The sequence below is a fragment of the Nocardia sp. NPDC056541 genome (assembly GCF_042794235.1).
Lineage (GTDB): Bacteria > Actinomycetota > Actinomycetes > Mycobacteriales > Mycobacteriaceae > Nocardia.
This window is the reverse complement of record NZ_JBHTUD010000020.1, coordinates 1-24,525: the sequence shown is the minus strand read 5'-3', so window position 1 is coordinate 24,525 and position 24,525 is coordinate 1. Positions and strand designations below refer to the sequence as shown.

The following is a 24,525-nucleotide window of genomic DNA, read 5'->3' as shown; positions in this document are numbered from 1 at the left end:
CCTGTCGCTTCGTCACGGTCACAGGTAGACGGTGTTGGGCGGCAGGCCGACCAGCGAACGGCCGTAGAGCTCGATGTTCACGCTGGGCGTGATCATCGCGTGCAGCGAGGTCGCGTGGATATCACGCTGCAACCGCGCGATCGGCACGTCGCGCTGGATCGAGGAACCGCCACTGGCTTGGGCCAGGATCTCCACCGCCTGCTTGGCCTGGTGGGCCACCCAGCCGATCTGCACCCGCGACCAGACCCGTTCCTGTTCGGTCCACGCCTCGTTCGCCGCGGCCTTCGCATCGATCACGTCGGCGTAGGTCCGTGCCCGCGCCTCGGCGTCCTCGATCAGCAAGGCCGCCTCGCCGACCTGCAAATGGGTGACCGGGGCGTCGAGCTGGCTGGCGTAATCGGTGTAGGTGATGGGCCGACCGGGCAGCCGTTCGACGAACGCCGCCAGCGCCGCCCGCGCCGCACCGACCAGCTGACCGGTCTGGATCGCGGTGACCGGCACCAGCACCGGCGCCGCGTACTGCGGCTTGAGCACGTTCACCGCCGACTTGGACCGATTCTGGTAGAAGTCCTCGCCGGTGATCACCCGGTGCTCGGGCACGAACACGTTCTCGGCGATTGTCGAGACGCTGCCGGAGCCTTCCAGCCCGGAGGTGTACCAATCGTCGACGATCCGCAGATCAGCGGTCGGCACCAGGGCGAAGATCGGTACCGGCTCGGCACCGGGCTCGGTCGGCAGCGCCACGGTGACTTTCCAGTGGGCGTGCAGCACACCGCTGTTGAAGCGCCACGTGCCGTTCAGTACCCACCCACCGTCGACCTTCGTCGCGGTACCGGTGGGCGCGGTGGTGCCCGAGATCCGTACGTTCGGTGTCGCGAAGACCTCGTCGAGCGCGGCGTCGGGCCACAGCGCCGACATCCAGGTGAGCGAGGCGTAGATCGACAGGCAGAACGCCACCGAGGTGTTGCCACGGGCGACCTCGGCGAGCACGTCCACGAAATCCCGGGTGTTGGATTCGTAGCCGCCGTACTGCGCGGGAACCTGCATGTTCAGCAGCGAGGATTCCTCGATCGCGTCGATGACATCGTCGGGCAGGCGGCGGTTCTCGTCGATCCAGCGAGCCCGCGAACGCAATAGCGGCGCCAGCTTCGTGGCCCGCTCGACGAGTTCCTCACGGGACGGGTTGGTAGACATGGTCGATTCCTCTCGCCGAATATCGTGAATACCGAAGCGGTATCGAAGAAGTTCGAGAATTATTCGGCGACAACGCTGCTCACCGATCACCGAAAATCTCGCACAGAATTCGGCGACGATTCAAGAGCTGCGGAACGACTCTACGGTCGACCCGTAGGTTCTCCCCGGGGAAACCACAGGATCATCACCAGGGCAACGCCTTCGGAACCGATGGCACACGCACAAAAGACGGCAGTCGTGTGGAACACGACTGCCGTCCGAGTAATTCGACTACCGGAAACTACCTCACGCGCACTCCCGCGCATTCATTACCCCGGCCAGTTGACGCCGACCCGCGATACCGAGTTTCCGGTACACATTGGACAGGTGGAACTCGACGGTGCGCACCGTCAGGAACAACTGCTCGGCGATTTCCTTGTTGCTGAGCCCCCGCACCGCGAGGCCGGCGATCTTGCGCTCCTGTCTGGTCAAGCCGGTCTCTCGATGCTGTGTGTCCAAGGCGCCGAGGACCGAGCCCGCGCGCTGCAGTACGGGGCCGCTACCGGCAGCCGCCGCGAGCTCGGTGGCCGCCGTGACAGCCCACCGCGATCGCTCCACATCACCCTCGACCGCGTGCAACTGCCCCAGATCACACAGTGCGCCCATCAGCTCGTAGCGTGCTTCAGCGAGTTCGAGCAGCTCTACGGCACGTTCGAGCGCGCCCACCGACCGACTGTCGCGCCGCGCCATGCCGACCGCGTGCAGGGCCCGTCCCACCGCCCCCGGTGAACCCCAGCGCCGGGCTGCGGCCAGCTCGTCGTCGGCCAGTGCCGCCGCGAGATCGCAGCGGCCGAGCGCGGCCGCCACCAGCGCGGCGCGGGAACGCCACGGAACGATCGCCGGATTGGCCACATTCAGTGCGGTCAACACCTTTCCGCAGGCCAGGTAGTCCGCCAGGCTGCGCTCGAGGTCGCCTTCAGCGCGATGCAGCGCACCTCGGGCGGCGAGCACGTGCGCGTGGTCGGGCATCGCGTCCACCGCGCTCATCCGGTCCTCGAACAGACACCGGGCACTGCTCAGATCGCCGACCTGAACCAGCGCCTCGACGAGCCAAGCCAGCACCATGCCGCGCAGCGCGGGTGACACACCACGGCGCAGCAGCGGTTCCATCGCCGCGATCGCCGCGGCGGGGCGACCGGACTGCGCGTCGATCCTGGCGCGAATGAGCGTCAGCGCTTCGAAGAGGCGGAACGAGATCTCGCCGCGTCCGTCGGACAGCAGCCGGGTGCAGTACGCCGCGGCCTCGGCACATCGGTCCGCGTAGACCAGGGCCAGCAGAGCCAGCCACAGACATCCCGGATCGGGCTCGTCGGATTCGGCATCGAGCACGACTTCCGACCGCCGGACGATGGTCTCCCGGTCCAGAACTCCGCAGTGCACGAAAAGCATGTTCTGCACGCCGCCGCACAGGGTCTCGGCATCGCCGAAACGGAGGCGGGCCTCGGCGCGACCGACGCCGGACAGATAGTCGACCTTGTCGGTGAGCCGGGAGTCTCGGCGTTCACACCACGTCGATTCCGCGTGACCACATCGCACCGGCTCGACGCACCCCGAGTTTCGGGGTGTTTTGATCGACAACACCTTCTGACGTTCCGACATAACATTCATTACGCTCGGGGCCGACAGGCCTTCCGAACGGGACACAGGATGATCGGTCATGAAGTCTCCCTGGTGCAGCGAGCCGAGCTTCCACGACCATGCCGTCGAAGGCCGCGAAAATCCCCCCGGTTGTCAAAGTACCAGCGACACAGCGCAATTCGGAGTGATGTTCAACATATGAATACGATGATCTTATCTCTTGCAGATCACATCGTGAATTATCGACTCGCACACGCTATTACCCGAACAAGATCGAGCATTGCCATGACACCGAATGTGATGGTAATCGTACGCGCAATGGGATGGATGCCACCGAGAGGCCTTGGCGCAGACCTCGAACCGGGGCACTCCCACGGCCCGGCGCGACTGGAGCCGGGCGAGAGTAGCCTCCTCGTCTCGTCGAACAGTCCCGATGTTCAACGGTAACGGGATAGTTCATCTATGTCATCTCGAAAGACCAGGCAACTGTATCCATGAGTTCAACTCGATGGCCCGAGAGGACACGGGTTTCACTCACGCAGATCGGTGGTCTGGTGCGAGCCCGGCGGTGCTCGCTAGATTCGGAATCCAGTGCCCACCAGCGCAATCGGAGGTCCACATGGGGCAGACCGTCCATCACACGGTGTCCGTCTCCTGGCTCCGTGACCATCGGGGCGAGCCCGACCTGCTGGTCGTGGACGCGAGCACCGACTTCACTGTGCTCGACGACGCGACATTCACCCTGGAGTCGGGGCGCACCGCGTACGCGGCAGCCCATGTCCCGGGCGCGGTGTTCGCCGACCTACTCACCGACTTCGCCGATCCGGCATCCGATCAACCGTGCACCGCACCGGAATCGGAGCGCTTCGCCGCGGCCGCAGGCGCGATCGGCATCGGCGACGGGGTACGCGTCGTCGTCTACGACCAGCACGACGGAATCTGGGCCACTCGCTTCTGGTGGCACTTGCGTTTGGAGGGTTTCGACGACGTCGCGGTCCTCGACGGCGGCCTTCCCGCATGGCGGGCGGCGGGCGCCGAGGTTTCGAACTCCCCGGTGACACCCACACCGGCCACCTTCACCGCCCGCCGCCGCCCTGGCCTCATCCGATCCACCGACGAGGTGGAGGCGGCGACAGCCGATGACAAGTTCCTGCTCGTGGGCGTCCTGGACGCCGCGACCTATCGTGGCGAGACAGACGTTTTCGCCCGACCCGGCCACATCCCTGGAAGCATCAACCTGCCGATAGACCAGATCCGCGACCCGGAGACCGGCGCACTACGCCCCCTCGAGGAACTGCGGGCCTTGTTCGCTGCCGCGGGTCTGCTCGATCCAGCGATCACACCCGTGACCTACTGCGGCGGAGGCGTCGCGGCAACCGGGGTCGCCCACGCGTTGGCACTGGTCGGGCGCGACGATGTCGCTGTCTACGACGGATCCCTGACCGCATGGACCGCCGACCCCACGCTACCTCTGGTCGTCGGCGAGCAGCCTGGTTGACCCAACAGCTCCGGTCGGCACCCCGTGTGCCGGAACATGGAGGCATGGACCACGGCGGACAGAATTCGACGGGAAAGCTGGTCATGGTGCGCCATGGCGAGTCGCACGGCAATGTCGGCAAGCGGCTCGAAACTCGTGTTCCCGGACCATCTCTCACCGAACGCGGCACCGCACAGGCCGCACGATTCGGAGCTGCCGTCGCCGGTTCGCCGCGACTGTTCTGCTCGGCCGCGCTGCGGGCCCGCCAGACCGCCGAGCAGATCGAGTCGGTCATCGGAGGTCCGGTGATTGTGCTGGACGGTGTGTACGAGGTGCAGGCCGGCAACTTCGAGGGAGTCGACACCGACGTCGCGCACCAGGCATTCCACCAGACCTATCAACGGTGGCACAGTGGGGAACTCGACCTGGCGGTTCCCGGCGGCGAAGCGGGCAACGATGTGCTCGACCGGTTCCTGCCGGTGCTCGAGGATCTGCGCACTCGGTACCTGACGCCGGGTGCGGGCACTGATGTGGTGCTGGTCAGTCACGGTATGGCGATGCGGCTGGCGGCCGGCGCGATCGGCGGTGTGCCCACGGCGTTCGCCGCGAGCACACGCCTCGACTTCACCCAGACGATCGAGCTGACGCCGCGCTACGGTCCGGCAGCGCAGTTCCTCGGCTGGGGATGTACGCGGTGGGGACACCACGTCCCACCGTTCGGCGACATCGCTACGTAGCTCAGACGCTGTCCCCCAGCAGGTTCAGCGCCCGGAAGTCGGCGAGATACTTGCCGATGAGAGCGCGATCGAGATGCGGGACGGCCAGGCCGACGGCGCGCAGTGCTTCCTGAAACTGCTTGGTGGGCAGTGCTGTTCGTGGCTCGGCAGGTTGCCGATAGGCCGGCAGCAGCGGGAGCACCGAGCGACTGCGGAGCGGTTCGGGCAAACGGGTCAGTGCCGCTTCGAACCGGCCGAGCCACTCCGGGTAGCTGTCGATCCGCCGCACGGGCAGACCTGCCTCGATCAGCCAGTCCACCAGCCGGTCCAGCGAAACGCCGTCGTCGTGGGGATTGGCGACATGGAAGACCCGGTGATCCGGTCGGGGATCACCCCCGAGCGCCGTGATCGCCGCCGCGGTGAAGTCGACCGGAAGCCCGTCGTAGTGATCGTGGACAGGCCCGCCGCAGACGAACGACCGCGGCGCGACCCCGGTGGCGCCCAGGCTCACCAGCAGCCGGGTGAAGGTATCCGCGACATTGAGCTGACCGGTGTAGCGGCGGTGTGCCAGGGCCATGTTCGAGCGGAACACCGTCACCGGGAGTCCGCAGCGGTCATGGGCTGTGCGCAGCAGTATCTCCCCCGCCCACTTTCCTGCCTCGTAGCCGTTGGCGTAGCTGTCGTCGATGCGGCGACCGGGTGCGGCGACCCGGATGTCAGCGTCCTCGTCGAGCGCCGAGGAGTCGGCGACCGCGATCGTGGACAGGAAGTCGACCGACTTGACGCGGGTGGTCGACGCCAGCCGGATGATCTCGGCGGTCCCCACCACATTCGCGTCGAACAGATGCCGGTACGGGAGAACATGATTGACGTGCGCTGCTGCGTGCACGACATGGTCGACCCGCGCAGCCAGCCGCTCCCACTCCGAACGGCCCACGCCGAGAGCGGGTTGCGCGATATCGCCGACAACGATCTCGAGATGCCGGGCCGCCAGCGCCCGGAACTCCGCACGCAGATCGACGTCGCTGTCGAAGACGTCGTCGAGCCTGCATCGCGCCGCCGCCGGGTCCGCACCACGCACCAGACAGATCAGCGTGCCACCGATATCGGCCAACCGGCGCAGCCATTCCAGACACAGGAAGCGCCCGATATAGCCGGTCGCACCGGTCAGCAGGACGGTGCCGGCGACCTCGGCGACCGAAGGTAGCGCGTGCGCCCGCGCGACCGTCGCGGGGTCGAGGAACGCCTCCAGCGTCAAGTCCTCGGCACGCACCTGGACAGTGTCGTCCCCGTGGACGGCAGCGAAGCTCGGGCGCGCGAACTCCGGCTGTCGTTGTCGCCGAACGTATTCCGCGATCGCGGCGAAGTCCGTGCCCGGACCGGTGAGCAGCCCGGCGGGCAACTCCACGTCGAGCAGTTCGCTCAGCAGGCTCGAATACGTCACGACAGCCAGCGAATCACCGCCCAGATCGGTGAAACTCGCGCCGACGGGCAGATCCTTCTCGGCACCGCCGACGACCGCCCTGGCAGCCCGCACGACGACATCGAGCAACGGAAGCTCGGCCGCGCGCGCCCGCAGTTCTCGCAGTTCGGCCGCCCGGTCGTCGGCGTGATCACGATAGATCCCCTCCAACCTCGCCTCGTAGCGCTCCCGCACCTTCGGGCGAAGCAGCTTACCCAGGCCGGACAGCAGACCGTTGTCGGCGGTGAAAGGTGCTGTTTCGACCAGGAAGTCGCGCGGGATCTCGTGCGCGGCCAGCCCCGTCTCCGACGCCACCTCGTGCAAAGCCGCCGTGAGCGCCGAGTCCAGTGACCCTGCGGCCAGTGCTTCGTCGGTCGGCACGATCACCGCGAGCAGGTAGGCGCGCTCGCTGGAGCCGTAGACGAAGATTTGCCGGATCAGCGGGCTGGTCCCATAGACGGCCTCCAGCCGGGCTACCGTCACGAACTCGCCGTTGGACAGCTTGAGCACGTTGTTGCGCCGGTCGAGATAGACGAGGTGGTCGGGTGCGATCTCGGTCATGACATCGCCGGTGCGGTAGTAGCCCTCGGCGTCGAAGATCGCCGCGGACAGCTCGGGCCGGCGGTAGTAACCCGGGATCGCGGTGGATGCGCGCACCAGCAGTTCACCGCGCGGATGTGGCCGGTCGGTGGTGAAGTAGCCCAGCTCGGGCACGTCGAGCAGCTTGTAGTCGGTCACCGGCGGACGCTGGATGCGATGGTCGAGCAGGATGTCGAGTGCTTCGGTGGCGCCGTATCCGTCGTGCAGTGCGAAGCCGAGCAGTGCCTCGGCGAACAGTTTCGCGTCGGCGGCCATCGGGGCGCTACCGAAGATGGCGTACACCGCGCGCCCGCCGAGCACCTCGCGGCGCAGGGTGTCGAGGGCGGCCTCGCGCGCGAGGTCCGGGTCCGCGCCCGCTGCTCGGCGCCGGTCCACGTCGTCCCGGAACCGGTGCAGCAGCAGCTCACAGACCCTCGGCGCGAAAGCGATCTCCGTGGGCCGCACCAGCGCGAGGTCGTCGAGCAGAGTCGAACGATCGGGACGCCCCGTGAAATAGGTGGTGCCGCCACGACCGAACGTGCCGTAGAGCGAAAGCCGGGCCGCCACATGGCTCATCGGCATATACGCCAGGGTGAGGGCGGGCACCGGACTGGCGTTGAGCCACATCCTGGTGACCAGCCGCTGGGTGTAGATCGCGCCTTTGGGCGTTCCGGTGCTGCCCGAGGTGTAGATGAGCAGGCTCATCGAGTCGGCGTGATCGGCGAACAACGGGGCCGGCGGCTCGGCACGGCCGTCGCTGACGATCTCGTCGAGCGTGCGCACGGCGACAAGGGGCAGTCGGCGTCGAGCGTCGGCGAGAATGCGGGCGTGCTCGTCGTCTCCGAGGTTCACATCGAAGATGATCAGAGCCCGTGGAAACCGCTGTGCCGGAATACTTCCCACTGCCCGGTCGAGGAACTCCACTCCTACCGCGAGGACGCGCGGCGCGGTCTCGGTCAGGATCGTTGTCAGTTCGCCACCGGATGCGTTGGCCTGCAGCGGAACTGCCACCGCGCCCAGATGCACGCACGCGAGATCGAGCGTCGCGTAGTCGCCACCGGTGACCCCGAGGATCGCCACGAAGTCACCGGGTCGCAACCCGAAGCCCCACCAGGACGCCGCGACCGCACCGACGCGATCCCACAGCTCACGATAGGTGACGGTGTGGAACTCCGGCCGCAATCGTGTTGTTCGACAGCCTGTCTCACTGTCGACAACGAGTTCGGTGACCCGCTGCCCGACGGCGGGCCGATCACCGTAGCCGGTCATCACCGTCTCGGCGAGATGAGCCAACGGCAGTGCGGGTTGTCGAAGCTTCGCCGAGAGTTCTGGGTCGCGCAGCGCGGCCCTGGCCTGCGCGTCGCCCTCGCACAGGATCTCGATCCGGCGTTCCAGCGGAATGCCCGCACTGCCCATGGTCTCAGCCCCTGCCCACGAACGGCATCGTCGTCGGGAAGACGCCGAGAAATTGGATATTCGTGTCCAGCGGCATCGAGGCCATCAGCACCAGCGCCTCGGTGAACCGCTCGGCCGGGATGGTCTGTTCGACCGCCAGTGTGCCGTCGGCCTGCCGCGCCGCGGGTTGCCCACTGCCGTCGGGCGGCGTCACATTGCCGACATCTATTTGCCCGCAGGCGATTCCGTGCGCACGCCCATCCAGTGACAGCGCCCGGGTCAAGCCGAGCAGCGCGTGTTTGGCCGTCGTGTAGGCGATGGCATTGGGTCTGGGCGCGTGCGCGGACGGCGCGCCCATATTGATGATCCGGCCACCACCGGGCGACTGGGCACGCATCACGCGGAAGGCCTGCTGCGCGCACAGGAACGCCCCGGTGACGAGAGTGTCGAGTGCGCGATTCCAGTCCTCGACTCGGATGTCCTCGATGGGACAGCGCGGTACCGCCGCCCCGGCGTTGTTGAACAGCAGATCCAGGCGGCCGAAATACCGCTGCACTCCGGTGAACAGGTCGGCGACCGCGGTGGGATCGGTGATGTCGGCGGGTGCCACCAGGACTCGGCTCGCGGGGACGTTCGCGAGGTCGGCGGTCTCCTTCAGCAGCGTTTCGCGACGGCCGGTCAGCGCCACCGACCAGCCCTGCTCGAGCAGCGCGAGGGCCGCCGCGCGGCCCAGCCCACTACCCCCACCGGTGACCAGGGCGATGCGATCTTCGGTGCTCATCGGTTCTCCTTGTCCACCCACAGCCGCAGCACGCGGCGCGCTTTCGGTCCCGGTTGGTCGATGTAGGGCGATCGACCGTGCAGTGCCCGGCTGTTGCGGATGATCAGCAGATCGCCCGCGGCCAGCATCAGATCGAAGCCGACGCCGGGGCGGTGCAGCACCTCGTCGAGTACGTCGAGCGCGGCGAGCCGGGGTGCGTCGGCGGGGTCGTCCGCATTCAGCGAGGCACGCACGGTTCGGGTCTGGTAGTAGCAGCCGATGGTGCCGTCGGGCTGGGTGAACAGGATGGGCGACACCACGATCTGCGGTCCGGCACGGCCGGTGCGGTCGTAGGTCCAGTCACCACGCAGCAGCGAAAGGGTCTCGCGGTCTTCGGCTTCCAGGATGTCGTTGACCCGGCGGGCGCCGGCGAGCCGAGTGAATCCCTGCCCGTCCGCCGCCGGTTGCAGACACACCAGGACCAGCAGATCGCAGGTGTCGCAATGGAATCCGAGTGCGGTGGCGCCGTCTCCCTCGCGATCTCGCAGGACCTGGCGCAGGTCCCCCGCGCCGTTCTGCGGAACGACCACGCCGATCCCGTCGAGCACGAACAGCAGCGTGCGGGTGATGTCGTCTTCCGAGGCGGCGGGATCGACGAAGTCGGCGACGTGGGCGAACCCCACCCGTTCGACAGCGCCGTCGACGAAGGCGTGCACGGCGGTCCGCACCTTGCCCGCGTCGTCGTCGGTCGCGGCGAGGGTGTCGCGGTCGTCGCCGGGCAGTCGCAGCGACCACACCGCGGGGTCGCGAGCGATCTCGGCTGCGTCCCAGCTTATCTCAACGGATTTCGACATGGTTGGTCCCGTTCCTTTCTGCGCCGTCACCGGTCGCGAGGCCGACGGCCTTCGACCACAGCGCGACCGCGGTGTCGATCTGGTCGGCCGTCACCACCAGCGCCGGGATCATCCGGACGACATTTCCGTAGGGTCCACAGGTCAGCAGCAACAGTCCCAGCGCCGCGGCGGCCTGCTGCGCGCGTTTGGCGGTGTCGGGATCCGGTGTGCCCTCGGGCGTGCAGAACTCGATGCCGATCATCAGGCCGAGCCCGCGGACGTCCGCGATACCGGGGACGGCCAGCGCGTCGGCGCGAATCGCGGCGAGCAGTCGTTCACCCTGGACCGCGGCGTTCTCGACCAGCTGCTCGTCCCGGATCACCGCCAAGGTCGCCAGGGCGGCCGCGCAGGCCACGGCATTGCCGCCATAGGTTCCGCCCTGCGAGGACGGCCAGGCCCGGCGCATCAGCTCGGTGGACGCGGCGATGGCCGAGAGCGGGAACCCGCTCGCCAAACCCTTGGCGGTGACCAGGATGTCGGCGCGCGCATCCGGTTCGTGCTGATGCGCCCAGAATTTCCCGGTGCGGCCGAACCCGGTCTGCACCTCGTCGAGGATCAGCAGCATGCCGTGGCGATCGGCCCGTTCACGCAGTCCGGCGAGGAATCCCGGCGGTGCGGGCACATAACCCCCCTCGCCGAGCACGGGTTCGACGAGCAACGCGGCGGTCTCGGCGGGCGCGGTCACGGTGGCCAGAACATGATCGAGACCGTGCAGCGCGTGGTCGACGGCGGCCTCCTCGCTCAGGCCGAGCCGGAACGCCGCCGGGAACGGTGCCACCGCCACACCGGGCATCAGCGGCCCGATACCGGCCCGATATCGGGTCGAGGCGGTGGTCAGGGCGGCCGCCCCCATCGTGCGGCCGTGGAAGGACCCGTCGAAGACGACGATGTTGGGTCTGCCCGTGGCGTGCCGGGCCAGGCGTACCGCGGCCTCGATCGCCTCACTGCCGGAGTTGCTGTAGAACAGCGAATCCAGACCGGGCGGCAGCACCGAGCCGAGCTGCGCGGTCAGTTCGAGCAGCGGCTCGTGCAGGACCGTCGTGTACTGGCCGTGGATCAAGCGAGCGACCTGCTGTTGCGCGGCCTCCACGACGCGGGGATGGCAGTGGCCGGTGCTGGTCACCCCGACACCGGCGGTGAAATCGAGATACTGCTCGCCTGCCGCGTCGAACAGATACATGCCCGCACCGCGGCATGCGGTGACGGGAGTGGCCTGGGCGAGAACCGGGGAAAGCTCGGACATTCGACCTCCTATCGATGGGATGTGGGTCAGGCGGTGCGGTCGGCGGTCGCGACGGCCGGGAAGTACCCGGCCTCGGCCCCCCACGCCAGCGCGGTCGACCACCATCGCGGGGTGGGCGCGGCGAAATGGATGCCGAGCCGGTTGAGCGCGGCGACGGTCCAGGAACTATCGATCCGCACATTGCGGTCCGCGTCGTGGTGCGACCACGCCATGGCCTGCCGCACCGCGGCCGAATGCGACCGCTCGACCCGGGCGAGTGCGGCCGTGAACGCGGTGTCGTCGGTGAGCACGACCGGGTAGCCGGCCGCGGCGCTCCAGGCCACGAGCTCGTCGTGGGCCACCAGATGCGGGGTTTCGACGTGATAGACCCCGGGCGCGCAGGCGGGTCGGCCTGCCAGTGTGGCGATCGCCGCGGCGACGGTGTCGACATAGGAGAACCCGAAACTCACCGCGGGCCGACGTGGCGCGGCACCGGCGAGCAGGTAGCCGCGGATCATCTGGTAGACGCGGTTGTCCCCGATATTGCGTTGGAACGCCCCGGTCCGGCTGTCGGCCGCGATGTGCCCGCTGCGATGGATATAGCACTGCCGCCCCTGGGCTGCCCACCGTCGCACGGTCAGTTCGGCCCCGAATTTGGCCCGTTCGTAGGGCGTTCGGAAGTACTGGCCGATCCGCAGGTCGGCTTCGCTGAATCGTCGCGCGGTGCCTTCGACACCGCCGGCGACGCCGAGGGTCGACAGGTGGTGGAACCGGGCGTCGGGTGCGTGCGCGTCGATCCAGGCAAGGAGTCCGGACACCGCGGCGTGGTTGGTTCGTTCGAGTTCGGCGGGTGCGGCGACCAGTCGGGTGTCGGCCGCGGCGTGGATGATCACCTGTGCCCGGGCCGCCGCGCGGGTCGCGTCGACCGACATCCCGAGGTCGGTCCGGGTGATGTCACCGGCGAGCACCCGGATACCCCGCACGTGGCGCAGCCGCTGCCGGGCCTCGATGTCGCGCTCCCCGCGCACCAGACACGTCACCTGCGCGTTGCGTGCGAGCAGCGCCGAGAGCAGATGCCCGCCCAGGTAGCCGGTCGCGCCGGTGACCAGCACCCGGGGCGCCTCCTCGACCACCCGCACCCCGGCCCGCGGTGCGCGCGCGCCCGCGAGCAGAACCTGCCCCGACGTCGACAGTGCCGATGTCGTGGCGGGGGCCGCGACCGTGCCCGCGTACTCGGCGACGGCACCGGCGAAACGGGTCATGATCTGGCGCGCCCGGTCGTCGGAGTCCGGGGACCCCGGGTGTACCAGGTCGGTGACGAGGCGGCCCTCGACTATGCGAGCGGTGAGCTTGAGCCGGTAGAGCAGGTCGCAGTGGGGATTGCGCGCGGTACCCGCCTGTTCCGGCGCGACCGACCAATCCAGGGTCTGCTTGTCCGGCAATTCGAACGTGCCGAGAAAATTGAACCCGATGTCGGGGCGCGCACCCACGGTGTCCATCGGCTGCTCGGGCGTGCCCGCGAGGAGGCGCTCGATCTCCGCGGCGGAGTGGGTGGGCTCCGACGGCGAACGTCGTTCCAGCAGTATCCATTTGGCGGCGGTGAACCAGCCGACCGTATCGAGGTACTCACCGCCGCCGTCACCGGCGTCACGGCCGTGGGTCTCCACCTCGACCGCGAGCGACTGTTCCTCACCGCGCTGCACCGCCGCGGCGAATGCCGACAGCAGCAGGGCTTCGAGCCCTTGCGCACCGCCGTACTCGCGAACGAGCGCGGCCGTCGCGGTCCGGTCCAACGTCCACACCAGGCTCGCCGGTCGTGGCGCCGGCCCGATCGTGCGAGCCGGGCGCCGCACCACCGCGGCCACGGAGCCGCCACGATCGGCCGCCCAACGGTAGTAGTCACCGGTACCTGGCAGGTCGAACTGCTTGCCGTGCAATGCCGTTCGATACGCGTAGGCGAGATCGTCGAGCAGGATGTGCCAGGAGAACCCGTCGACGGCCAGGTGGTGGACCACGATGGCGAGGCGATCGTCGTGGTCGTCACCGCCGTCGAACAGGTGCACGCGCAGGAGCCGCCCCGCCGCCGGATCCAGGCCGAGGTGCAAGTCGGTGCAGGTACCCTCGACGAACTCCGCGATCCCCGCGGCCGATCGCGGCAGCCGGGAGAACGAGACCGTCGCCACCTCGTCGACGTCGCGACAGGCGCCCGGTCCGGTGGGCCCGATCTCGGTACGCAGCACAGCATGTCGCTCGGCAAGATCGGTCACTGCGCGCGACAGGACACCGGCGTCTACAGCGTGACCGCAGCGCAGCACCACCGACTGATTCCACTGCCGGTGATCACCGACCGGCTGTGCGAACATCCACCGCTGGGCAGGCCCGAGCCGGCGACCGGGCTGCTGTCCCCTGCCGGCCTTCGACGCGCCGGCGTCGATCGGTCGTGCGACCGCCGCCAGCCGCCGCGGAGTCGCATGCTGGTAGAAGTCGTCGAAAGTCACACGCTGACCACGCCGGTAGAGGTAGGCGATCGTGCGCATGGCCAGAATCGAATCGCCACCGAGGTCGATGATGTCGGCCTCGGGATCGACCGACTGCACTCCCAGCGCACCTGCCCACAATGCGGCGATGCTGTGCGCGAGGCCGCCCGCCGGATCGTCGCCTCGACGAGTCGAGCCGGCGGCACCGCCCGCACGGGAGTCGAGCAGTGCGGTCACCATCACGCCGACGCGGGGGCGATCCAGCTTGCCCGTGGACCCCAGCGGCAGTTCCGGCAGCACGAAGATCGGCTGCGGCACCGCGTAACCCGGCAGCACCTCGTGCAAATAGGCACGCAGTGCCGCCAGTGTCGCGGCATCGTCGGTGCGCGGCGTCAGCCGAACAGCCGCACGGAGCCGAGGGCCCACGGCCGTCGACTGGACGACCACGGCCGCCCGCTCGACGCCGGGCACGCACTCGGCGGCTCGTTCGACCTCGGCGGGATCGACCCGGAACCCCCGAACTTTCACCTGACGGTCGACGCGGCGCACGAACACGAGTGCTCCGTCCGCGCGCCGCCGACAGATGTCGCCGGTGCGGTAGACCCGGTCGTCGTCGCGCGGTACGAACTTTCTCGCGGTGTCGCCCGGTGACCCGAAATAGCCTGCGGTGACCCCCCTTCCGCCGATGTACAGCTCACCCTCCGATCCGTCGGGGACCGGCTCGCCCCGGTCGTCGAGCAAGCGCAGCGTCGTTGTCGCGCCGATGGCCGTTCCGATGGGAACGACCTCCTCCTCTGGCAGTTCGGCCGCCGTGGTCGCAACGAAGCACGTCGCGCCGACGGTCGTCTCGGTGGGACCGTAGTGATTGACCACCCGGTGCGCGATACCGCGGGTGAGCAAGCTCGCGGCGAAGGCGCGGGAGAGCGGTTCGCCGCCGAGCAGCACCGCATCCAAAGGCTCACAGTCCGCGTCCTGTTCGAGTGCGCCCAGGTGAGACGGCGTCGTCTTCAGTACCGAGATACCCGCCCGGCGCACCGCGGGCCAGAAGGCCGCTGGGTCGCGGGTGTCGCGATCGGCGACGACGTGCACCGAACCAGCGCTGGCCAGTGCGAGCAACCACGCCGTGTGGCCGAGATCGGCCGCCAATGTCGTGACATGTCCGACGCACGGCGCGTTGCCCGCATCGAAACCCAGCCGTTCGCACAGTGCCCGCGCATAGTGAGTCGCGTTGCCGTGCGTGACCGCGACCGCCTTCGGCTCGCCCGAGGACCCGGACGTGAACGAGAGATAGGCGAGGTCACCGGCATCGACGTGGCACGCACCGCCCCGTCCGTCGCTCTCGATCGCCTCGACCGGATCGATGACGACCGATCCGTAGTCGGTGACCGTCGCCGACACCGCACAGCGTGCCCCGACAGCGCCGAGTCGGCGACGCAATTGACCTGCACTCCACGAGGATTCGACCGGAACCGCGACCGCGCCGCGGCACCACACCCCGAACATCAGCGCGCATTGCCGGGCGTCTCGTTCGCCGAGAACAGCGACACGATCGCCCCGGCCGACCCCCGACGCACACAGTCGATCCGCGGTCACCTCGGCTATTCGCTCGACCTCGCGATAGGTGAACACGCGGTCGGCATCGGCCAGTGCGGGTCGCTGTGGGTGTTCGCGCGCGTTACGCCGCAACAGCTCGATCAGCGTGTCCGCGTTCATCGCCGCACACCTTCGCCGCGCAGCTCACCGGCCACGACACCGTCGATCAGATCCCCCGCGGGAAGCCTGCCCGCGAGTTCCCACGCGATCATGCGGTGCAGCCCGTCGAGGTGGAACAGTCCTTCCTCGGCCCGCAGATCGGCATAGTCGCTGTGCCCGGCCGGAGCGGCGCTGAGAAACACGGTGGTGAACGGCGCTTCGGTCAGGGCGGTGATCAGCCCCGTGCACACCGGGTTGGCGGCAGCCAGATCGGCCCGTTCGGTGCGCAGTCGCGCGGCCACCTGTTCGACCGTCAGCCCGGTGCGCGGCACCAGTTCCCGGTCGCCGCCCTCGCTGAGATGCCAGGGCAGGGTCACCGCGGCCAGATCAGCCCGCGACAACAGCACCCGGGTCCAGGTGCCCGACAATTCGTCACCCCGGCGAAGATTGTCCTCTCCTTCGCGAAACCGCACACCCTCTTCCGCCCCGTGCGCGCAATGCTCATCCCGGTAGATCGCCAATACCTCGGCGAGATCGCTGTCTCCGACGATTCTCATGATCGGGCGCCCCTATCCTTGTGCGATATCGTCTCGGAAATGCTTGTCGGCGAACAACTCCGGCGAAAGCCCGGTGCCGAGGCCCAGCTCACGCGCACGTGCCAACATATGACGCCAATACGGTTTCACCGGCCGCCAGCGCGCCGCGCCGGTCTGGCAATAGGACGCGTCGACGAAGTAGCGATGCCGGTCCGACGTCGTCGTCGACAGTCGTCGCGCGTGCAGTAACGCCGAATGCAAGAGCACCGTCGAACCCGGTGGTAGCGAATCGATCACTACTTCACCATCGAGATGGTCGGTGCCGACATGCGCCATCGCCGACTTTTCGCGCGACTGATGATGCGACCCCGGCAGAATCACCAGCGCGGCCATGGTGTCATCGAGTCCGGTGAGGTAATGCAGCGTGTGCACCATCGCCAGGGTGGAATCGGCCAGATCGTTGGGTTCGTAGTCGTGGTGCCACGATTTCGCCGCGATCGTCGCGTCATGGCGGTCACTGTGCAGATGGTGGTAGACGAAATCGGGTCCGAGCAGCTGGGACAGGATCGCCATCAGCGGCCGATACGTCAGGATTTCCCCGTGCGCGGGCAATTCCAGCTCCATCACCGGCGGTATTCCGTAGGCCGCGGGATCGCGGCAACTGTCGATGGACCGCGCACGTAATCCCTGGTCCACCCAGCGGTCCACTTCCGGCAACAGCCGTGCGCGCAGTTCGCCCGGAATCAGTCCCGGCACGATCAGATAGCCCGATTCGGCGAATTGTCTCGCCGCGAGAATTCCGGTGTGATCATCATCGAGAACAGGCCGCATCAGCCCGCCCCTCCCTTCGACAACAAGCGATTACACGGTGGGAACCAGAGACGCTTGCGCGTCCCGCAGCCAATTCAGGGTGCGTTCGATGCCATTCGGCAGGGCGGTGGTCGCCTCGAGGATTCGCTCGGCGCGGGCACGGGCGACATCGAGGCAGCTGCGGCGCACTTCACCGTCGCGAGCGGCGGCATAATGCGGCAGCCACGCGGTCGGTTGCAGGCCGGCGGCGGTGCGAATCGCATCGACCAGTCCGTTGACGGTGATCTCGACCCCGGTGCCCACGTTGTATTCACCGAAACTGTGCTGACCACATTGCGCGGCAGCGATATTGGCTTCGACCACGTCGTCGACGTAGACGAAATCCCGGGTCTGCATTCCGTCGCCGTAGATGATCGGCGGACGACGATCCAGCGCGGCCGCGCAGAAACGCAGCACGACACCGGCATCACCGTCGAGTGATTGCCGCGGACCGTAGACATTGCTGTATCGCAGGGCCACGACATCGATATTCGTGGTGTCGGCGAACCAGCGCCCGTATCGTTCGCCCGCCCATTTCGCCAACCCATAGGCCGACGGTGGATCGGGCGCGGTCGCCTCGGGTGTCGGGTAGTGCGCGGACTCGCCGTAGATCGCACCGCCGGTCGAACTCAACACCACGCGCCGCACCCCGGCGGCCACTGCGGCGGCCAGCACACTGACCACACCGACCACGTTCTGCTCGGCGTCTGTCACCGGATCCGCGATCGAATAATGGACGCTGACCTGCGCGGCGAGATGGAACACCACATCCGGATGAAACCGCTGCATGATCTCACGGACGGTATCCGCCGATCGGACGTCCGCACTGACCAAGTCCGCGCCGCGGTGCAACGCCGACTCGAGATTTCGAACATTGCCGTGGCTGAGGTCGTCCACCACGAGCACTTCGGCGCCGCGTGCCACGAGCGCATCCGTCACATGCGAACCGACAAATCCGGCACCTCCGGTCACCAACGCACGCATCACTCAGGCCCCCTGAGAAGAAGTGGTCGAGAACCATCACGAGTGGATGGCTCGAGTTGTGAACGATGTTGTCCTACACGATATTTCGGAACATCTGCCGAACCCGACGGTTCAGTCACCGTAACACGCTGTTATCCAATGAGGTTGCAACTCAACAGGTTTCAATATTGCGTTCGCAGTGCGAGTCGTGATGTGACACCGGGTCGAGTATCGGACACAGCCGAGGAGGTGCCGGCGGCGAGGTGCCCGGCCGGCAGATGCGCTGCGGAATCAGGGGATCACCTGGCGCGGGCGCCCCGAACGGGACATAAGCGACTCAGCTCTCGTTCCCGTCTTGCTCTGCGCCACACTGTGTTTGGATCGAAACAATCGCATTACGCACTGCAGGTGGGTAATCGGTCGATCAACGGCAGGAGCGATCTCATGCGCGGCACCGTCATCCACGCCCCCGGCGACATCCGCGTCGAACAGCTGCCCGACCCCCGGATCGAGGCACCGACCGATGCGATCATCCGCACCGTCGCGACCTGCGTGTGCGGGACGGACCTGTGGGTCTACCGCGGCATCGAGGCCGTCCACGAACCGCAACCGATGGGACACGAGTACATCGGTGTCATCGAAGAGGTCGGTGCCGAGGTGCGCACGCTCCGGCCCGGCCAATTCGTCGTCGGCTCGTTCGCCACCTCCGACAACACCTGCCCGAACTGCCGCCACGGCTACCAATCCCGCTGCGTGCACCGCGCATTCCTGAGCACCTGCCAGGCCGAATACATCCGTATCCCGAATGCCGCGGGCACCCTCGTCGCGCTCGACGAGACCCCCGATCGCCGTCACCTCCCCAGCCTGCTCGCCCTCTCCGATGTGATGGGCACCGGCTGGTACGCCGCCATCGCCGCCGAAGTACACCCAGGGGCGACCGCAGCTGTGGTCGGCGACGGCGCGGTCGGGCTGTGCGCCGTGCTCGCCGCACGGGAACTGGGCGCCGAACGGATCATCGCGATGAGCAGGCATCCCGCACGACAAAAGCTCGCACTGGCGTTCGGCGCCACCGATATCGTCACCGAACGCGGCACGGAGGGCGTCGCGGTAATGCTGGAGCTCACCGGCGGCATCGGCGCGGACTCGGTGATGGAATGCGTCGGCACCGGCGAGTCGGTGACCCAGGCTCTGCGCTCGACCCGCGCGGGCGGGAATCTGGGCGTCGTCGGTATCCCCCATGCTGTCGAACTCGACAGTGCCGAGATCCTCGCGTCCGCGGTGGGTGTGCGCGGCGGTGCGGCCCCCGTGCGCCGGTTCCTTCCCGATCTCATCGACCGCGTCCGCACCGACCGCATCGACCCCGGCCGAGTCTTCGACCTCGTGCTCCCCCTGGACCGGATCGCCGAGGGCTACCGCGCGATGAACGAACGCCGAGCCGTCAAAGCCCTACTACTACCGTGAATTTCGATGGCGTTCGCGAGGGCTATCGGCCGAGCCGGTCGGCCAACGCGGCTGCCGACCTCGCCCCGTCAGCGCGAGGAACACCGAAACAGGTCCCAGCGCGCAATCGCGGACGCGAAGGTGCGCGATGACGGCACCGACGAAGTACAGCACCCGGCCGGACCCATTTTCGCGGCAGATATTGAATCTGATTCAGAAACTTCTTGACTCCGTCGACGCCGGACCCCTACGCTCCAGTTACTGAATTTGATTCAAAAACTTGGAGGTGTGATGGTCGGCAATCGACGTGGCGAGGCGTCGCGGGCAGTGCTACTGGCGGCGGGTAAGGCCGCGTTCAGCGGTGATCGCTACGAAGAGGTCTCCATCGTCGACCTGGCGCGTTCGATCGGGGTCGCCGCCGGTTCTATCAGCTATCACTTCGGTGGCAAGCGCGGCTTCTACCTGGCCGTTCTCGAGCAGGCCGCCGAGGAGTTCTGGGGTGATCTGCTGGCCCTGCGCGGACCCGCGTTGGACCGACTGACCCGTGGAATCGACCGGTTGCTCGATGAAGCCGAGCAGCAGCCGAGAGCGTTCGAGGCATTGTTCGCCGATGTCGCCGACGCGGAGGTGCGCCAGATTCGCGACCGTCACCGCATCCAGCTGACCGACGCCTTGGTCGTGGAGGTGACCGATTCGGACTCGTCCCCGGTGCTGCGGGCCGCGATCAGCGGGTTCGTGGCGTATATCGAAGGGCTGGTGCTGCATTGGACGCGCACCCGCGACATCACCCGCGATCAGCTCAAAGACCTGGTCGTGGGCAACATGTTCGGCACGATCCTCGCCGCGCTGCGCACAGATCCGAACATCGAACTGACTCAGCGGGCCATCGATGCCGCGCTGTCGGACCCCCAAGCACTGGCCTTCCTCGGCTCGCTGTCCACCGTGTCGAAAACAACGGAGTAACACTGATGTCTGAAGTTCTGCCCGCCGGTCCCTCGCGGATCGCCGAGACTCGGTTCGCCCGGGCCATCGCGTGGGCCATCGGTCCCCGCGGATTACGTAGCCGAGCCGCTTTGCGCCGTGAGGTCGAGGGCAAGGTGGTCGTGATCACCGGGGCGTCGTTCGGTGTCGGCGAGGCAACCGCCCGCTGGTTCGCCGCCGCCGGAGCCAGGGTGGTCATCGCCGCACGGTCGATGGACCGGCTGCTCGAAGTGGCCGAGGAGATCAATGCCGCCGGTGGCGACGCCTATCCCTATCGGCTCGACCTCGCCGACGAGCAGTCGGTCGCCGAGTTCGCCGCAGCGGTGCGGTACGACCTGGGCGAGGTCGACGTGCTGATCCACAACGCGGGCAAGTCGTTGCGCCGTTCGGTCCACCTGTCCTATGACCGCCCCAAGGACATCACCGCCACCTCCGGTGCCAACTACCTCGGCCCGATGCGGTTGACGCTGGCGCTGCTGCCCGGCATGCGCGCGCGGGGCAGCGGGCACATCGTGAATGTCTCGACGGTCGGGATCATGTTCCCCAATGCTCCCAAGTGGGGTTTCTATCTGTCGTCGAAGCTGGCCTTCGACTGGTGGATGCGCGCGGTCGGGATGGAAGCCCGCGCCGACGGGGTCACCCTGACCACCTTCTACGGCGGGTTGTTGCACACCAGGATGAGCGCGCCGAGTCGCTGGATGCGTGTGCTCCCCGGCCAAACTCCGCAGGACGCGGCGAAAGTGCTGGCCAAAGCCGTGGTGAAGAAGCCGCGCACGATGACGCCGCTCTACGGGTTCCCGTCGGCGGTGTTCGCCGCGGTGTTCCGGCTGCCGCTGGAAGTGCTGATGGAACGGATCTTCCGCAACCTCGGTGACACCGAGGCCTCGTTGTCGCGGCTGAGGCAACCTCGGGTCGAGCCGACGCTCACCATCACCGACACCGCCGGTGACGATCAGGCTCAGGTGAGCTCGAATGCGCGCTGAACTGACTCATAGCCTGCGCCGGTGGGGTTCGGCGGTGCCCGCGGTGGTCACCTCGGGCATGCTGGCTCCGGTCGGGCCGAGCAAAGCCGCAGCCTTGGCGCGCAGTTTCTACCGGTACGGGCCGACCCCCGCGATGTTGTTGGCGGCCACCGCGATTCGGCATCCGGACAAGGTCGCGATCATCGACGACTCGGGGCAGTTGACCTATCGGCAGCTGCAGCGGCGCGCCGAGGCGATCGCCGCGGCGCTGTTCGCGTCCAGCGCCACCGCGCCGAAGTCGGTGGGCATCCTGTGCCGCAATCATCGTGGGTTCGCCGAGGCGCTGGCCGCGGGCGCGCAACTCGGTGCGGAGCTGATCTTCGTCAATACCGAGCTTCCCGCCGCGCAGTTGCAGGCGATCTTGGCCCGGCACAACCCGGACATACTGGTCTACGACGACGAATACGACACGACGGTCGAGCAGTCGAATTTCGCCGGTGCGCGCGTAATCGCCTGGCGTGACACCGATTCCGGCCCTACCGCCCTCCCGACGCTGGACGACCTCGCTTCCCGGAGCCACCCGGCACCGCCACGGGTACACCGGGCGGTGAAGCTGACATTGCTCACCTCCGGCACTACCGGCTTGGCCAAGGGCGTGCCGCGCGCGATCAAACCGCACGCGATCGTGTTGCTGACCGTGACCGCGATGGCGATTCTGCGACTGCGTTCGACCGATCGAGTGTTGGTGGCGCCGCCGATGTTCCACGGTTTCGGATTGCTGTCGCTGCTCGGGCCGCTGGCATTGGGTGGCACCGCGATCTGCCGGCGCCGATTCGATGCCGTGACCGCGCTCGACGATATCGCCCGCTACCGGGTCACCGTGGTGATGGCGGTGCCCGTGATGTTGCAACGACTACTGGCGGTGCCCGGACTGCAGGAGAACACAGCGGCACGGTCGGCGTTGCGGGTCATGGTGACCGGAGCGGCGCCGATTTCGCCGATCACCATCTCAAACCTGATCAACGCTTTCGGCCCGATCGTGGTGAACGGCTACGGCTCAACCGAGGCCGGTCTGGTCACGATCGCCACCCCGGCCGACCTCGTCGCCGCGCCCGATACGATCGGGCGGTCATCGCTGGGAGTTTCGGTGCGGATTCTGCGTGCCGATCGGACCGAAGCCGCGACCGGTGAAATCGGTGAGATCTTCGTCCGCAGCGGACTGGAATACACCGGATACACCCCGGACGCGACCGTGGCGGCTGCGGCCAAGGAAGTGATCGACGGGCATGTCAGCACCGGAGACATGGGCCACTTCGACGAGCAGCGCAGGTTGTTCATCGACGGCCGTGCCGACGACATGATCGTTTCCGGCGGGGAGAACGTCTTCCCCGGCGAGGTCGAGGATTGGCTCGCCGCCCACCCGGCCATCACCGACGCTGTCGTGATCGGTGTCGCGGATGCCGAATACGGCCGGGTCCTCAATGCCTTCATCGTCCTCCGCCCGAACGTCTCCCCGCCCAGCGACAACGCGCTCAAACAGCACGTCCGCGACGGGCTCGAGCGCTACAAGGTGCCCAAGCGGTTCATCGTGGTCGACGAGATCCCCCGCAACGCCAGCGGCAAAGTACTGCGGGCGCGACTGCATGTCCCGACCGGATCCTGACCCCTTCGTCATCGCTGAGATCGGGGGCGTCACACCACGTCGTGGACGTGGCGCGAACAGCCCCGGCCACGGCCGAGTCATGGTCCGAATCAGTGAAATGTCTCCAAAAGGGGAGCCGATGTCAACCGAAACGAACATGCGATCCACGCCTGGCGGCCGCAGATTCCGAGGTCAGGCGATGCTCAGCGTGGCAGTGCTGGTAGTCGCCGCCGCGCTGACCGTGGGCGCCGGGCCCGCCGCCACCACACCGGATTCCGGCTCCACATCAGGGTCCGCCCAGGGCAACGACTTCTATCTGCCGCCCGCGCCACTGCCGCCGGGGGCACCCGGCCAGATCTTGCGCAGCGAACCGTTCGCACTCGTCCTCGCGGTTCCCGGCCAGGATGGGCAGGTCCCCGCCAACGCCACCCGGATCATGTATCTGAGCGCCGACACTCACGGCACCCCTGCGGCGGTGACCGGGACCTACCTCGAACCCACCCTCGCGTGGAACGGCCCTGGTCCCCGACCGCTCATCGCGGTCGCGCCAGGCACCCAGGGCCAAGGCGACCAATGCGCACCGTCGAAGGGGTTCGCCGAACTCATCCACTACAGCTTCCCGCTCGATATCTGGGTCAGCTACGAGATGATCACCGCCTACTCGCTGCTCGCCCGCGGCATGGCGGTCGTGATGACCGACTACCACGGCCTCGGCACCCCCGCGGTCCACGACTACGTCAACCGGGCCGCCGAAGCCCACGCGGTCCTCGACTCGATCCGCGCAGCCGAATCGCTGACCGGAATCACCCGCCCCAGCGCGATTTTCGGCTACTCCCAGGGCGGTGGTGCCGCGGCCGCAGCCGCCGAACTCCAAGGCGACTACGCCCCAGACCTCGACGTGCGCGGCACCTACACCGGAGCGCCGCCCGCGGACCTGCGAGCGGTGATGCTCAGCGCCCCCGCGATCAACGGGATCGTGCCCGGCGTGATCGGCGGCTTCGCATCGGGGTTGCTGGGCTATGTGCTCAACGGGATCGTCGCCAATGATCCCGAGATGGCGCCGATCGTCGACGCCGCGACCAATCCCGCAGGCAAGCAGATGATGGCCGAGCTGGCCACCACCTGCATCGCCGAGGCGGTGATCCGGACGATGCTGCGACCGGTGACCTGGTACACCGCCGGTGGTCGCACACCCGCCGAGATCATCGACAGCTCAACGGAATTGACCGCGCTGGTCGACGAGCAGCGTATCGGCAGGCGCACACCCATCGCACCTGTCCTGATCGCCGGCGGCACCAACGATGACGTCCTGACCTATCCGCAGGTCCGCCAGTTGGCCGTGGACTGGTGCGCGCAGGGCGCGACCGTACAGTTCGAACCGACAGCCTGGCTCCCGCCACTGTTCCCGAGCACTGCGATCGGCCACCTGCTGGAGTTCCTGCCCGCCACTGTCACGGCCCACGATTGGCTAGCCCAGCGCTTCGCCGGCACCCCGGCACCGAGCAACTGCGCGGCCTTGCCCTGACCTCGGCGACCGATATTGCCGTGGGGGGGGGGGAGGCATAACCCGCCCCCCCCGGGGCCCGGGGGGGGGCGCCCGCCCAAAAAAGGGGGTTGGGGGAAAGAGAACACCCCCGCGGGGGGGGGGGGGGGGGTTTAAAAAATATA

General features: G+C 67.7%; 17 protein-coding genes. 7 read left to right on the top strand and 10 right to left on the bottom strand.

Annotated elements, in window-relative coordinates:
* Positions 1-18 precede the first annotated feature (18 nt).
* Positions 19-1,194: an acyl-CoA dehydrogenase family protein gene (locus tag ACFQ9R_RS28575; protein ID WP_378994815.1), complete on the bottom strand. Its 1,176-nt coding sequence runs from the start codon at positions 1,192-1,194 to the stop codon at positions 19-21.
* Between the two features lie 285 nt (positions 1,195-1,479).
* The gene (locus ACFQ9R_RS28570) at positions 1,480-2,832 is read right to left on the bottom strand and encodes a LuxR C-terminal-related transcriptional regulator (RefSeq protein WP_378994813.1); all 1,353 of its coding nucleotides are present in this window, start codon (positions 2,830-2,832) and stop codon (positions 1,480-1,482) included.
* Between the two features lie 598 nt (positions 2,833-3,430).
* Between ACFQ9R_RS28570 and ACFQ9R_RS28565 the strand changes: the two genes are divergently transcribed.
* Both ACFQ9R_RS28565 and ACFQ9R_RS28560 read left to right on the top strand, forming a co-directional pair.
* Positions 3,431-4,309: a sulfurtransferase gene (locus ACFQ9R_RS28565; RefSeq protein ID WP_378994811.1), complete on the top strand. Its 879-nt coding sequence runs from the start codon at positions 3,431-3,433 to the stop codon at positions 4,307-4,309.
* Between the two features lie 44 nt (positions 4,310-4,353).
* Entirely contained in the window at positions 4,354-5,025 is a 672-nt protein-coding gene (locus tag ACFQ9R_RS28560; RefSeq protein WP_378994809.1) for a histidine phosphatase family protein, read from the top strand.
* 1 nt (position 5,026) lies between these two features.
* On the opposite strand, the gene car is transcribed toward ACFQ9R_RS28560, so the two are convergent.
* The 8 genes from car to ACFQ9R_RS28520 are packed head-to-tail and all read right to left on the bottom strand — an operon-like array spanning position 5,027 to position 17,853.
* Complete coding sequence (gene car, locus ACFQ9R_RS28555) at positions 5,027-8,461, bottom strand: carboxylic acid reductase (protein ID WP_378994807.1); 3,435 nt, start codon at positions 8,459-8,461, stop codon at positions 5,027-5,029.
* Between the two features lie 4 nt (positions 8,462-8,465).
* Positions 8,466-9,221 (bottom strand): SDR family oxidoreductase, encoded by a 756-nt coding sequence (locus tag ACFQ9R_RS28550; RefSeq protein ID WP_378994805.1) that lies wholly within the window; start codon positions 9,219-9,221, stop codon positions 8,466-8,468.
* Positions 9,218-10,054, bottom strand: coding sequence for a TauD/TfdA family dioxygenase (locus tag ACFQ9R_RS28545; RefSeq protein ID WP_378994803.1), 837 nt, complete (start codon positions 10,052-10,054; stop codon positions 9,218-9,220). Before ACFQ9R_RS28545 ends, ACFQ9R_RS28550 begins: the two co-directional genes overlap by 4 nt.
* Positions 10,038-11,336 (bottom strand): aspartate aminotransferase family protein, encoded by a 1,299-nt coding sequence (locus ACFQ9R_RS28540; protein ID WP_378994801.1) that lies wholly within the window; start codon positions 11,334-11,336, stop codon positions 10,038-10,040. The genes ACFQ9R_RS28545 and ACFQ9R_RS28540 overlap by 17 nt, the downstream gene beginning before the upstream one ends.
* Before the next feature lie 26 nt (positions 11,337-11,362).
* Positions 11,363-15,505, bottom strand: coding sequence for an AMP-binding protein (locus ACFQ9R_RS28535; protein WP_378994799.1), 4,143 nt, complete (start codon positions 15,503-15,505; stop codon positions 11,363-11,365).
* Positions 15,502-16,041 carry a DUF6309 family protein gene (locus ACFQ9R_RS28530; protein ID WP_378994797.1) on the bottom strand — a complete coding sequence of 180 codons (540 nt, stop codon included), beginning with the start codon at positions 16,039-16,041 and terminating at the stop codon, positions 15,502-15,504. Before ACFQ9R_RS28530 ends, ACFQ9R_RS28535 begins: the two co-directional genes overlap by 4 nt.
* 12 nt (positions 16,042-16,053) lie before the next feature.
* Positions 16,054-16,851 carry a phytanoyl-CoA dioxygenase family protein gene (locus tag ACFQ9R_RS28525; RefSeq protein ID WP_378994795.1) on the bottom strand — a complete coding sequence of 266 codons (798 nt, stop codon included), beginning with the start codon at positions 16,849-16,851 and terminating at the stop codon, positions 16,054-16,056.
* 30 nt (positions 16,852-16,881) lie between these two features.
* On the bottom strand, positions 16,882-17,853 hold the full coding sequence (locus tag ACFQ9R_RS28520) for an NAD-dependent epimerase/dehydratase family protein (protein ID WP_378994793.1): 972 nt from the start codon (positions 17,851-17,853) through the stop codon (positions 16,882-16,884).
* A 423-nt stretch (positions 17,854-18,276) separates the two neighbouring features.
* Between ACFQ9R_RS28520 and ACFQ9R_RS28515 the strand changes: the two genes are divergently transcribed.
* The 5 genes from ACFQ9R_RS28515 (at position 18,277) to ACFQ9R_RS28495 (ending at position 24,382) form a co-directional block, all read left to right on the top strand.
* Positions 18,277-19,293 (top strand): zinc-dependent alcohol dehydrogenase family protein, encoded by a 1,017-nt coding sequence (locus ACFQ9R_RS28515; protein ID WP_378994791.1) that lies wholly within the window; start codon positions 18,277-18,279, stop codon positions 19,291-19,293.
* A 270-nt stretch (positions 19,294-19,563) separates the two neighbouring features.
* Positions 19,564-20,235: a TetR/AcrR family transcriptional regulator gene (locus tag ACFQ9R_RS28510; protein ID WP_378994788.1), complete on the top strand. Its 672-nt coding sequence runs from the start codon at positions 19,564-19,566 to the stop codon at positions 20,233-20,235.
* 5 nt (positions 20,236-20,240) lie between these two features.
* A complete protein-coding gene (locus ACFQ9R_RS28505; protein ID WP_378994786.1) occupies positions 20,241-21,236 on the top strand; it encodes an SDR family NAD(P)-dependent oxidoreductase in 996 nt (331 codons plus the stop codon).
* Positions 21,226-22,878 (top strand): AMP-binding protein, encoded by a 1,653-nt coding sequence (locus tag ACFQ9R_RS28500; protein WP_378994784.1) that lies wholly within the window; start codon positions 21,226-21,228, stop codon positions 22,876-22,878. Before ACFQ9R_RS28505 ends, ACFQ9R_RS28500 begins: the two co-directional genes overlap by 11 nt.
* A gap of 178 nt (positions 22,879-23,056) precedes the next feature.
* On the top strand, positions 23,057-24,382 hold the full coding sequence (locus tag ACFQ9R_RS28495; RefSeq protein WP_378994782.1) for a lipase family protein: 1,326 nt from the start codon (positions 23,057-23,059) through the stop codon (positions 24,380-24,382).
* Positions 24,383-24,525 lie beyond the last annotated feature (143 nt).